Raw genomic sequence first — 12,520 nt, 5'->3', positions numbered from 1 at the left:
GATCTCTTCTTAAAGAATCAAGCCTGAAACTTAAAACAGCAACACATAAGTCATTATTTTATAAAAACTTTTAATAACACAAAATCATGGATGTAAGTAAAAACTGGTATGGCTTTTGCTTAATATAAGAATAGTTAGGAATAAATATCATGAGACTTGACATGTTACATCTCAACCCAGCTCATCTTGTCGATTCAAATATGTGTAATCAAGGTGTATTGTCTGCAGCTGCCTCTGGATTAAGCGAGTTTATTCGTCAAAAAGGTGCAGATGTTGATCGCGTTTTAGGTATTAGTGGTATTAATCCTGAACTTTTAATCAGCCCAACTTTGAGCTTACAACTCCCCAATTATTGCAAGGTGCTAGAACAGGCAGCACTGGTTTCAGGTTGTGATAATTTTGGTCTGCATTATGGTCAACAGTTTCAACCGAAATCATTAGGGCTGATTGGATACATTGGTCTTTGTTCAAACACATTAGAGTCTGCACTCATGAACATGACCAATAACTTTTATTTGCATCAGAAAGATACACTCAATCGAATGGTCGATTTAGGAGATAGTTGGCGAATAGATTATCAAGTTCAACACGGCGCGATTTTAACTCGCCGCCAAGATGCAGAACTGACTATGGGCATGTTTATGAACGTGATTCGTGAAGTGATGGGTCCTCATTATTCACCACGCGCCATTCACTTTGAGCATACTCGACCTGAATTCTGGCAAGAGCACAGCAAATTATTTAACGCGCCTGTTTATTTTGATCAACCTTTTAACTCCATCATCATTTCAAAAAAAGACGTCCAGCATACTATGCCGGGGCGTGATTCTATTTTATTAACAGTAATTTTAGATACGCTGCTGTTACTCAATCGCTCTTCACCAAGTCAAAGTCTTGCAGATCAGGTTCGCTCTCACATCCAACTTGAACTGAGTGAAGGTGAACCAAACCTTGAAAAAATCGCTCATGATATTGGTTTAACGAGTTGCACCCTTACCCGCCGTTTAAAAAATGAAGGACTCACCTTTACCCATTTAGTCGATCAGGTTCGTTGTGAGTTGGCCGAACATTATATTAAACAGAAAAATATTCCAATTTCAGAAATGGCATTCTTATTAGGTTATTCAGAAGTAAGTGCTCTATCACGTGCATTTAAACGCTGGTTTGGTGTTACACCACGTCAATTAAGACACTAAAACATCGCAAATACAGGCCTTGAATAAAGGCCTTTTTATTATTTAAGCAATTCGAAATAACTTTTACAGCCACAAAATAATTGAACAACAAAATACCCCTCAAATTAGATTTAACATCCAACTTGAAGGGTATTTTTTATATTTAAAGTGACTTACTTTAATTTTGTTAATGCTTGATCCAAAGCGCCAACTAACCAATCAATATCTTTTGTTTGGAAAGCCAAAGGTGGACGTAGCTTTAATACGTTTCCATAAGGACCTGCAACTGAGGTTAAAACTCGATGAGTATTTCTGAGCTCCTCAATAAGGTTCAAAGCCAACGCTTTATTCGGCTCTTTTGTGGCTCTATCTTTAACCAGTTCAAACCCTATAAATAGACCAGCGCCACGGACATCGCCCACCATCTCATGTTTATCCATAAGTTTGGTGAGTTCTTTTAGAAGTAGCCCTCCTACATATTTACTATGGGTTTGCAATTCTTCTTCCTGAATGACTTTAAGTACAGCCTGTGCCGCTGCCATAGAAACAGGATTACCGCCAAAGGTATTAAAATATGGAATTTTATCGCTAAAAGCAGCGAGGACCTCACTCTTGGCTAAAAGCCCTGACACTGGAACTCCGTTCCCCATTGGTTTACCTGTGGTAATGATATCAGGCACAACATTGTGGCGACCAAAGCCCCAGAAAGAATCACCAGTGCGCGCGAAACCCGGTTGTACTTCATCAGCAATAAAGATACCGCCATTGGCATGCACGACATCAACCGCTTTTTGTAAGAACCCAACAGGATTAGGCATTACACCGTCAGAAGAAAATATTGAGTCCGCTAAAAAACCTGCAAACTTAATTCCTTTTGCATTCATATCATCAATTTGTTGTTGGATCTGCTGCGCGAACCATTCACCTAAATCATCAGTTTGAATTCGATAATAATCAGGTGCTGGAACTAGACGAGTTGTCGCATCTAAAGGCTGCTCAGTTCCAAGCGCTGGAGAGCACCCAGACGTTAAGCTACTGGTGCCATGATACGACTCTTGAGACACAATGATTCCTGTACCGCCGCTATATTCACGGGCAATACGAATCGCTAAATCATTCGCTTCTGAGCCAGTACACATATACATTGCACGGTCAATTTCATCAGGCGTGGTTTGTAAAAGTTCTTCGGTATAATCCAAAATATTTTCATGTAAATAACGGGTATGTGTATTGAGCATTTTCATTTGCTCATTTACCGCTTCAATCACCGCAGGATGACAATGACCAATGCTGGCAACATTGTTGTAAACATCTAGATATTGATGACCTGCTGCATCCCATAAATATTGCCCCTGACCTTTCACCAGATGCACGGGATTACGATAAAACAAGCGATAGGATTCACCTAAAATTTTATTTCTTTTATCGGTCAGTTTGCGGGTAGCATGGTCCAGCTCAGCAGCATGTTCTGGACGAAAGCTATTGGTATCCATAATGGTTGAACGCGTACCCATGAATGACTCCTCTATTTATATTCAGCATACTTTTGTGCGAGACGATGAATGATGTAGGCAACTCATACGCTGATTCGAAATATTTCAGTATTTGATTGAAGTTACGCAAACCATATTGCTTAAGTCTCTTTAAAAAAACTTGACCTCAGACCACTTAAGCCACGATTTGAAGTCAACTCTCAAAGCTCATCCAATAGCTATTTTAGAATTAAGGCTTATGCCTTCCCCCAAACATGAGCTGAAACGTTTAAAGAAAGACATTAGAAATCATATTCCAGTGGCTTTCTCTGTCGTCTGCTCCATCTGAGCTTAAAAGCTGAATAATTGCGCCTTCAATCATATATAAAAATAGTTTTGCATCCTGAAAAGTCGCATCAGTTTTTAGTTTTATAAGCTGGCTATAGATTTCATTCATTAGCCACGTTCGATATTTAATTGCGACTTGATAGGCTTTTGAATAGGTTAGTTTTATCTCAAAAATGGCTTTAAATAGTAAGTAGTAAAGCCCCTCTAAGTCGGTATGTAAAAGATAAAGCGCCTTGAGTTTATCTTTCACGTTTGAGCCTTGGTCGTACTCAGCAATTGAAACCACTTTTTCTTTTAAACGCTCTTTTTGTATGATCAAACAGATTTCAATAAACCGCTCTTTAGAGTGAAAGTAGTTATAAAAAGTCGCTTTGGGAATTTCACACTCTTTCACGATTCTGTCGATTCCAACAACATGAAACCCGTGATAGTGAAATAAATAAATCGACTTGTTGATGACTTGTATGGCACGTGTAGGGAGAACTAACTTTGGCATCGTTTTACCGTTATAAATTCTTGTTGTTTCTAAACGAGATACTTTTTTGGGAGAAAAAAAGGCGCAGCAAAGCCGTAAAGACTGTGCTTGGCACATCTCAAGTTTTGTTGTTGCTAAGTTTTAAGTAAAAAAGACTTAAAGCCTGAAAACCTTAGGGCGTTCAAGCTGCTTTAAATTTTTAAGCCGTGTCGTTATAGCTTTTGGCATCGAGAGCCAAGAAATAATGGATGTGCAAAGCCAACTCCTTTTTATTGGGAGTTCTGCCGACATGAATAGAATTATGGTGGCAGAACGGAAGAGGGTTCGCGGACTGGTTTCGACTCCAGCACACCCGAGGGTGTCCCTCTCCCGTCCTACCGCTACGGGAGGAGACGAGGAGATGCTCACACAAAACTATTCCTCAGAAGAAATAATCCTGATGTGGTCGAAAAAATCGGTCCGCGACGACCGTCTGGCAATGTAGGCCAGCAGGCAAAGAATAGTGCCCAACCCTATTGCAGTCAAGCACGCAAAATGCCATTTGTTTTAAATTAAATCATTAAAAAAGTAAGGCTAAATAATGAGAGAGTTATTGTTAAGTGGGGGTTGTAGAGGGAGATAAAAAAACAGCCTTGAGAGGCTGTTTTTATTGAGCTAAAAATTATTTTGTATAAACCATACTATGTTGATTTTAAGAAAACTATAAAGTTGATAGCTATTTAATTAATAGATACTGTCAACTTTACTGTATTCCACTACTTTCATTTCATACCCATAATCTGTTCTATTTTTAAGATTAATCAAAACAAATCGGGTATCTATTGCTTCTAATAGTCTCCAATCAGACTGATTATTTGGATATGACGTTTGCAGATCAAACAATACTACTGGAAGTGTCTTATTATTAATGGCATTATTTGCATCATTCACACCACTTCCAAACATACATCCAAAAGCAACAATCGTTAAAAATAATACCAAGGGAGAGTTAAAGTGTTGTTCTATTTGCCCTCCAAATATAGAGCTGTGTACATAAGTATAATAAAACACACCGAAATAAAGAGGAATTAACTTAGTTGATAAGGTTATTGATGTATCTAATCCTATCAAGAATATGGTTACTGTTACAAATAGTATGGAAAAAATGAGCGAATATATATGCCCTAGCCAAACACAAAAAGATAAATAAATTAAAGAAAGCACGCTCCCAAAAGCGAACAACAAAGTAGTAGTTAAAATCGAGTAAAATAAACTATAAGCAGATATAGAGGGTAATATCCATAAAGCATCAAATGTAGAAAAATAACCAAACTTATAAGTTCCAGCTAAAGCTATCAGTATCAATGGCATTGCAGCATAAAGCTCAAAAATTTTCTTTAATGAGAAAGAGTTATACAAAAGAATCCCCAACTTAAAAATATAAGATTTACATACATCTAAAGAAGACACCAATTTAAGATGTCTTTTATTTAATAAAAAATTTAAAAGAAATTTTCAGGATATAAAAATGATGGTATATGTCGTCTAATTAACTGTGCTTGACCATGATAACCTCTCATCTCTAACTCCAATAAAAATACTGGCCAAGGTGGGATATTACTACGATATATATCAACAGAAGATGTAGACATTCCTCCACCTTGTGATCTAGACAATCCCCCGTACTGTGATGTAGATAATCCACCATATTGGGAAGTAGATAGACCACCATATTGAGAGGTAGATAGTCCTCCATATTGGGAAGTAGATAGACCACCATATTGCGAGGTGGACATACCCCCATATTGCGAGGTGGACATACCACCATATTGCGAGGTAGACATGCCGCCATACTGAGAGGTGGACATACCACCATATTGCGAGGTGGATAAGCCACCGTATTGTGAAGTACTCAAATTCCGTGGCCAAGTCTTTAAATTAGGTATTTCAGGTCGTGACATAGTTCTAATCCTTAAATATTAAGAATAAAAAATTTATTAGAACATATTACTATGTGTAAACCGTTTATTAAATTTTGTTTAAAAAATATACGACAAATTATGTCGCTTTAATCCAAATTTACTCTCTATTCCCATGCCATTTAAAATATGGGGAGAAAATGGTTTATCAGCATAAAGATGCCGATGATGCAGAATCTTTTGAAGATCTATATATTCGGTTCAAGTTTTTTATAAGAAGTTAAAGATATTGGCTTAAACTTCTGCTCAAAAGAATTTAGCTATATTTAGTCACCGATAATTTTTTTACAGCTTTTGATGATGCAAATACAGCAACCTCAACCACTTTGAAAAGATTTAATACAGCAGTTTAGATACAACTTGGTTTATCAAAAAATTAGAAATACTCAGGTTTTTACTTATTGAACTGATAAATTTCATATAAGCTACTTTTAGACTTTTAGGAAAATATTAAAGAACAAAATCTATGTGTGAATGTCAAAATGTCGGTGAATTTTTTGTATGCCCTGACAGCTTTTCAAATATTTTCAGCAATAACTATGAAATGAAAAATAGGTTTCCTCACTACATCGTTGAAGAAACTCCATGCGAAGAAACTCGTCCAAAATTTGACTATGATACGTTTTATTATGTCTGCTCTGAGTGTGAGCAAGCATGGTATTTCGAGTGTTATCCAGATACACCAACAGCCCCTATTTTTGGAATTAAACTTTCAGATGTGAACCAAACATTAAGCCAAAATCGAATAAACAGTATTAAGCAATTCTTAGTTGTTTTAGCCCACGAAGGCTTTTCAGAAAACAAGTGCATTCATAAAGGCTGTACGGACTATTCACTTAACGGAATTAATGTATGTCTTAATCATTTTGGCTATAAGTTTAGTACCTGATAAGTTTTACTCTGGATCTAACCGCCAAATAATCATACGTTACGGCGCGAGTCTGTAACACGTAGATGTAAACAAAGCGACTCTATTATTCAAACCGTCTGTTATCACAACTTCATAATGCGCAAATTTTTTACTACTGCCAACCTTGGTTGCCGTTGCAAATAACACCCTATCTTTCGCACCGCTCATATAGCGAATATCCGCCTGTAGGCCCGTATATGGCGCATCCCCTGCATTACAAGCCATCGCAAAAGCGATATCGGCTAAAGAAAATATGACACCACCATGCACACCGCCCAAGGCATTCATGTGTTCGTCTTTCACATTAAGCTGGCAACGCGCTTCATCAAAACTGCGATGCAGCACTTGAACACCCAATAGCTCTGCGAATTGATCAACCGCGTTGGTTTCCATTTTTTGCACAAACGTCTCCCTACTCGTGCGAGTATTACCTTAAGTTTTATAAACCTATGTGTATTGAAATTGACTGATTAAAAGCCGTTAAACGCTATCTTGTTTAATCTGATAGTTTGAAGAACTAAAGTCCTTATAAGTCAGGCGGTCATCCAACTCTGAGCTTAAAGGCTGAACTTCTTGCATGGAGTTTAAGCAGCGCTGTGCAAGTTCAATGTACTCTTGCGTGCCTCTAGTTTTCCACTTTTTTTCTTGTTCTGATAAATCACGTGCAACCTTGGCCGGACTCCCCATTGCTAGTACATTTGCCGGAATAATATCTTTAGTTTTGACCAGACTATTTGCACCAATAATGGTGTTTTCACCAATTTCGGCATAGTCCAAAATTACGCTATTCATGCCGACCAAAACATTTTTACCAATGCGGCAGCCATGTAAAGTTGTGCCATGTCCAATGTGCCCCATTTCCTCAACTAAAGTCACGCTTTGCGGAAAACCATGTACGGTGCAACTATCTTGTATATTGGCATTTTGCTTAATATGGATACGACCAAAATCGGCACGCAATGACGCAAATGGCCCCACATATACACCCGCTTCAATAATCACATCACCAATTAAAACAGCGGTTGGGTGTACAAAAGCCTCTGGGCTGACGACTGGAATAACACCGTCAATACTATAACAAGGCATGATTTACCCTCTCATTTGTCGCAACCAAACCTCCGAAACGGCGCCAATAATGTGCTGTAGCATTTGGCATTGGCCCTTCTGCTGTTGCGGCAACAGACAAGAAGTATTCATCGGCAGGTTCAAATACTTTTTTATAAATGTTCATTGATAAAGTTCGTGCACTAATCGCCGGCCAGTCAGTTGGCAACAACTCAAGCGGTAATGCAGGGTCTTTCAATAAAATCCGTCGATAATAATGAATCAGCAAAGTTCGAATTTGAAAGGCCTGAACCGGTTCTAATTGTTCGTTTTCCTGCATGAGCAACACGCCAATTTCTCTAAAAATATCGAGAAACTGTAGATATCTTTGGCGTAATTCATCAATTGGCCAGTTGGTTCTGAGCATACGACCAATGGTATCGACCGAATTATTAAAGAGCTGCAAGGTTTCGGCTTTAAACACCACCACTTGCTCACTCATATTTAAGTCAACCAACAAGCGTTGCAGTTCAATACGGTTACAACCCGGATAAGCCATTAAGTTTGTCGAAATATTGGCAAATCCTAACCATTCGAGTTCTTTCTTTAACAACGCTTTATTTTCAGTGTCGAGGCTAGACATCAGAATAAGATCCCAATAATGGTCCCACTCTTTCATCTGGTCGTTATAAATACGTTGCTCGGCCTGCAAATAGGTCGAACGGCTCGAATCGGTAATTCGATAAAAACTGGTTCTACCGATTTTGTCTGAACATAACCAATCATTTTTAACTAAACGAAAAACAGAGGTTCTTACAGCGCGGTCATTAAAACCAAATAGCTCTAATAACTGAATCAGGCTTGCAAGACTAATGTTTCCACCCCGATGAAGTACAGAATCTCCAAAAATTGTCGAAATAAGCGAAGTTCCACTTAAGGTTTCATTCTTTACAACAGAATCAATTATTTGCTGTATTTTTGCACTCATACTCATGTCTTGGCGTTTAGTTTCAGGGTATAGATTCTATACCCTGAATGATCTTGATGTTAAGCAATCTGACGCATATCGATTACCCGCTTTGCCTTACCTTCCGAACGAGGTAAGGTCGCTTCTGTAACAACTTCTACAGTAACGCTAATCCCAATCATGGTTTTAATGCGTTTCATCAACTCCTGAGCAAGTTGATTGGCCTGTATAGTACAGTTATGACACATCTCTGTACGAATATGCAAAGTATCCATATGTCCTTTTTTAGTCACCAAAATTTCATAATTTGGAACTAAATGCGGAACTTGCAAAATTTGCTCTTCGATCTGGGTCGGGAAAACATTCACGCCGCGAATAATCAGCATGTCGTCACTACGGCCCACAATTTTATCCATCTTACGCATCGCCAGATTTTCGCCAGCTAGTAGACGGGTTAAATCACGGGTACGGTAACGAATAATCGGTAAGCCTTCTTTGGTAATGGTCGTAAAGACTAGCTCGCCAAGTTCGCCATCTTTACAGACTTCGCCCGTTTCAGGGTTAATAATTTCTGGATAGAAATGATCTTCCCAAATGGTTAATCCCTCGCCCTCACCTAAGCACTGCATCGCAACACCCGGCCCCATCACCTCAGACAAACCATAAATATCGAGCGCTTTAATATTGAGGCGTTCTTCAATTTCACGGCGCAGTTCGTTGGTCCACGGCTCAGCACCAAAAATACCGACTTTTAAAGACGTATTACGTGCAGTACCAAATTGTTGTTCCAGCTTTTCAATAATGCTGACGCAATATGATGGCGTAACCATAATTGCAGTAGGTTTAAAGTCTTGAATAAGCTGAACTTGCTTTTCAGTTTGCCCGCCAGACATTGGAATAACCGTTGCACCTAAGCGTTCAGCGCCATAATGTGCACCTAAACCACCTGTAAATAGTCCATAACCATAAGCAACCTGAATCATATCTTTAGCGGTTAAACCCGCCATGCGTAAGCAACGCGCAACAATGTCTGACCAAGTATTAATGTCTTTTTGGGTATAGCCCACCACGGTTGGTTTACCCGTTGTGCCAGATGATGCATGTAAACGCACAATTTGCTCTTGCGGTACGGCAAACATTCCAAACGGATAGTTGTCTCTTAAATCCTGTTTAGTGGTAAATGGAAACTTTGCCAGATCGTCTAAAGTCACGAAGTCATCAGGATGTACACCTGCTTCATCGAACTTTTTCTTATAGACCGGACTATTTTCATATACAAAAGTCAGGGTTTGTTTTAACCGTTTAGTTTGCAGCTCTCTAAGCTCTGCAAGTGTTAATTGTTCAACATTATCCGTTGTAAGGCTGTCCATCGCCTATCTCCTCATTATGTAATTTTAAAAACCGTCTGAATTAATTTAAGTTTTCCAAAATCAGTGCGACGCCTTGTCCAACACCTACACACATTGTGCAAAGTGCATAGCGTCCACCTCGTTTTTTTAGCTCACGTGTTGCGGTAATGACTAAGCGTGTACCGCTCATACCAAGCGGATGGCCTAATGCAATCGCACCACCATTTGGGTTCACGCGTTCATCGTCATCTTTTAAACCAAGTTCACGCATACAAGCTAAAGATTGGGCTGCGAATGCTTCATTCAGCTCAATCACATCCATCTGATCTAGCGTTAAACCTGTTTGCTTTAAAATTTTCTGCACAGCCGGAACAGGACCTATACCCATATATTTGGGTTCAACCCCTGCACTTGCAATGCCAATCACTCGTGCTAAAGGTTTTAAACCATGTGTATCTGCAAATTCACGGTTGGTAATTAACACACACGCTGCACCATCATTTACACCAGAAGCATTTCCGGCAGTCACCGAACCACCTTCTTTTCTAAAAGGTGCTTTTAGTTTTGCGAGTGCTTCAAGTGTCGTTTCACGCGGATGTTCGTCTCGATTAACCACATTCACGTTTTTCTTACGATCTACAATCTCAACAGGCAAAATCTCGTCGGTAAAAAAACCGTTTTGTTGTGCCGCAGCCGTTTTTTGTTGGCTACGCAATGCAAACGCATCTTGGTCTTCACGACTAATCTGATATTTTTCAGCTACATTTTCGGCAGTTTCCGGCATGCTGTCGGTGCCATATTGCGCTTTAAGTTGCTTATTTACAAAGCGCCAGCCAATGGTGGTGTCATAAATTTCAGGCGTACGGCTAAACGCTTCGGTTGGTTTAGCTTGTACAAATGGCGCACGGCTCATTGACTCAACACCACCTGCCAAAATGAATTGTGCTTCACCTGCTTTAATTGAGCGTGCCGCAAGTCCTACTGCATCTAAACCCGAAGCACACAAGCGATTAACAGTCATGGCTGGTACTGTGTCAGGTAGTCCTGCCAAGAGTGTTGCCATACGTGCAACGTTACGGTTGTCTTCACCTGCTTGGTTAGCGCATCCTAAAAATACTTCGTCTACCGTATTCCACGGCAAGTTCGGGTGTTTATCTTTTAAATATTTGATGGGCAATGCAGCTAAATCATCGGCACGTACAGCACTTAGGGCACCTGCATATCGTCCAATTGGGGTACGAATAAAATCGCAAATTAAAACGTCTTCCATGTTGACTCCTGATTATGCAAATTCGGTCATATCACGTGAATATTGAGTAGCAATGTTTTGAGTTTTCGCTACATATTGCTTGAGGTAGATACTCGCGCGATATTTTTCCTCTCCATACAGTGCATATAAATTATTTAAAGTTTGGAGCACATAAGCGCCGCCCATTTGTGTCAACCACTGGTAAGGACCCTTAGGATAATTCACTCCATATTTCATGGCATTATCAATATCTTCCAGACTCGCAACACCATGTAAACTTGCTTCGCATGCTTCATTAATGAGTAAAGCGATGGTGCGTAAGGTTAACTGTGCTGGATGGTCCTTAATCCACATGACGCTCATGCCAAATTGTGCAAAGTAAGCTTCAACTTTAGCCAGATCACTTGCTTCACAAAGCTCGTTACGACTCAGTACTAAAGCCTGCGCCTGTTCAAAATCATGGTGCCAATCCATCAAAACTACTTTACGGCTTAGGTAATGAATATTGGCTGATTCACCTTGGCTTAAGCGTAAATCGATATCATCAATTTGAAGGATATTGTCATCGTTCACAGATCCGCTTTTTAAACCTAAACGCGTTAGAAAAGCAGGTAGCTGAGACCAAACACCTTTTAGCTGAATATGAGCATCAACTGGTTTGGCAACCACAGCTTGAGGCTGAAATGTCTCGTACTGATTTTTTTCGTTATAGCGATAAAAGCCCTGTTTTGACTTACGGCCCCAAGCGCCAGCATCGACTAATTCTTTTTGAATTAGGCTTGGGCGGTAGCGTGGCTCGTAAAAAAATTCTTGATAAACGCTTTGGGTCACCGAAAAGTTAACATCTTGCCCAATGAGGTCGGTAAGTTCACACGGCCCCATCGCAAAACCACCACACTGCTTTAAGGCATAATCTAGCTGGTCGTAGCTGGTGACTTGTTCTTGCAGTGCTCTAAAGCCTTCTGCGTAAAATGGACGTGCAATTCGGTTCACAATAAAACCAGGAGTCGACTTAGTGAGTACCGGAATTTTTTTCCAGCCCAACATCAAATTTTTTAAAGCCAAACATAAGCTGTTTGGGGTTTTTAAGCCTTGTACAATTTCAACCAGTTTCATGACTGGCGCAGGGTTAAAAAAGTGTAAGCCGACCACACGCTCAGGGTGAGCAATGCCAGCCGAAATTGCAGTCACTGAAATTGAAGATGTATTACTTGCAAAAATGGTTTGCTCACTACAAATTTCAGCGAGTTGCTTAAATAAAGACTGTTTAACTTCTTTTTTCTCAACGACTGCTTCAATCACCAAGTCAGCATCACGTAGTGCTTCAACTTGATTGACCACAGTTAAACGCGCTAAGGCTTCATCAGCTTGCTGCTCTGTGAGCTTGCTCTTTTCAACCAGTTTTTTAAAAGTCTGCTCTAAGCCGTGAACGGCTTGTTGCGCTTTTTGAGCGTCTAGATCATATAAAACAGTCGAGTGCCCATTAACAATGGCTAACTGGGCAATGCCGATGCCCATGGTGCCAGAACCAATAACGGCAATTCGGGCACGAGATAAGTCTAATTCTGTCATG

The 12,520-nt window shown here is 39.8% G+C and carries 12 protein-coding genes and 1 pseudogene; 3 read left to right on the top strand and 10 right to left on the bottom strand.

Going from position 1 to position 12,520, the window contains the following annotated elements:
* The first annotated feature begins 161 nt into the window (after nucleotides 1–161).
* Nucleotides 162–1,196: an AraC-like transcriptional regulator QhpR gene (gene qhpR / locus MKL38_RS18215; RefSeq protein WP_198078839.1), complete on the top strand. Its 1,035-nt coding sequence runs from the start codon at nucleotides 162–164 to the stop codon at nucleotides 1,194–1,196.
* Nucleotides 1,197–1,348: 152 nt separating this feature from the next.
* On the opposite strand, the gene MKL38_RS18210 is transcribed toward qhpR, so the two are convergent.
* The 4 genes from MKL38_RS18210 to MKL38_RS18195 form a co-directional block, all read right to left on the bottom strand.
* Nucleotides 1,349–2,689 (bottom strand): aspartate aminotransferase family protein, encoded by a 1,341-nt coding sequence (locus tag MKL38_RS18210; RefSeq protein ID WP_270904011.1) that lies wholly within the window; start codon nucleotides 2,687–2,689, stop codon nucleotides 1,349–1,351.
* Between the two features lie 247 nt (nucleotides 2,690–2,936).
* Nucleotides 2,937–3,491: a TetR/AcrR family transcriptional regulator gene (locus MKL38_RS18205; protein WP_270904010.1), complete on the bottom strand. Its 555-nt coding sequence runs from the start codon at nucleotides 3,489–3,491 to the stop codon at nucleotides 2,937–2,939.
* Between the two features lie 702 nt (nucleotides 3,492–4,193).
* Nucleotides 4,194–4,919 (bottom strand): hypothetical protein, encoded by a 726-nt coding sequence (locus MKL38_RS18200; protein WP_270904009.1) that lies wholly within the window; start codon nucleotides 4,917–4,919, stop codon nucleotides 4,194–4,196.
* A 32-nt stretch (nucleotides 4,920–4,951) separates the two neighbouring features.
* Nucleotides 4,952–5,317 carry a hypothetical protein gene (locus MKL38_RS18195; RefSeq protein ID WP_270904008.1) on the bottom strand — a complete coding sequence of 122 codons (366 nt, stop codon included), beginning with the start codon at nucleotides 5,315–5,317 and terminating at the stop codon, nucleotides 4,952–4,954.
* A 239-nt stretch (nucleotides 5,318–5,556) separates the two neighbouring features.
* Between MKL38_RS18195 and MKL38_RS19265 the strand changes: the two are divergent.
* Together MKL38_RS19265 and MKL38_RS18190 are read left to right on the top strand one after the other, a co-directional pair.
* Nucleotides 5,557–5,833, top strand: a pseudogene (locus MKL38_RS19265) (histidine phosphatase family protein); the annotation flags it as partial.
* A 61-nt stretch (nucleotides 5,834–5,894) separates the two neighbouring features.
* Entirely contained in the window at nucleotides 5,895–6,317 is a 423-nt protein-coding gene (locus MKL38_RS18190) for a hypothetical protein (RefSeq protein ID WP_333724270.1), read from the top strand.
* A gap of 39 nt (nucleotides 6,318–6,356) precedes the next feature.
* Here MKL38_RS18190 and MKL38_RS18185 read toward each other — a convergent pair whose 3' ends face one another.
* The 6 genes from MKL38_RS18185 to MKL38_RS18160 form a co-directional block, all read right to left on the bottom strand.
* Entirely contained in the window at nucleotides 6,357–6,740 is a 384-nt protein-coding gene (locus MKL38_RS18185; RefSeq protein WP_270904006.1) for a PaaI family thioesterase, read from the bottom strand.
* A 78-nt stretch (nucleotides 6,741–6,818) separates the two neighbouring features.
* Nucleotides 6,819–7,424 (bottom strand): DapH/DapD/GlmU-related protein, encoded by a 606-nt coding sequence (locus MKL38_RS18180; protein WP_022574860.1) that lies wholly within the window; start codon nucleotides 7,422–7,424, stop codon nucleotides 6,819–6,821.
* On the bottom strand, nucleotides 7,411–8,376 hold the full coding sequence (paaX, locus tag MKL38_RS18175; protein ID WP_270904005.1) for a phenylacetic acid degradation operon negative regulatory protein PaaX: 966 nt from the start codon (nucleotides 8,374–8,376) through the stop codon (nucleotides 7,411–7,413). The genes MKL38_RS18180 and paaX overlap by 14 nt, the downstream gene beginning before the upstream one ends.
* A 53-nt stretch (nucleotides 8,377–8,429) precedes the next feature.
* Nucleotides 8,430–9,719, bottom strand: a complete 1,290-nt coding sequence (gene paaK / locus MKL38_RS18170; protein ID WP_005041588.1) for a phenylacetate--CoA ligase PaaK — start codon at nucleotides 9,717–9,719, stop codon at nucleotides 8,430–8,432.
* 40 nt (nucleotides 9,720–9,759) lie between these two features.
* On the bottom strand, nucleotides 9,760–10,968 hold the full coding sequence (gene pcaF, locus MKL38_RS18165) for a 3-oxoadipyl-CoA thiolase (RefSeq protein WP_270904004.1): 1,209 nt from the start codon (nucleotides 10,966–10,968) through the stop codon (nucleotides 9,760–9,762).
* 12 nt (nucleotides 10,969–10,980) lie between these two features.
* A complete protein-coding gene (locus MKL38_RS18160; RefSeq protein WP_270904003.1) occupies nucleotides 10,981–12,519 on the bottom strand; it encodes a 3-hydroxyacyl-CoA dehydrogenase in 1,539 nt (512 codons plus the stop codon).
* Nucleotide 12,520 lies beyond the last annotated feature (1 nt).

This window comes from Acinetobacter sp. AOR14_HL (assembly GCF_027855175.1).
Taxonomy (GTDB): Bacteria; Pseudomonadota; Gammaproteobacteria; order Pseudomonadales; family Moraxellaceae; genus Acinetobacter; species Acinetobacter calcoaceticus.
Note: the sequence above shows the minus strand (reverse complement) of the source record. Positions and strands in the feature narration are given on the sequence as shown.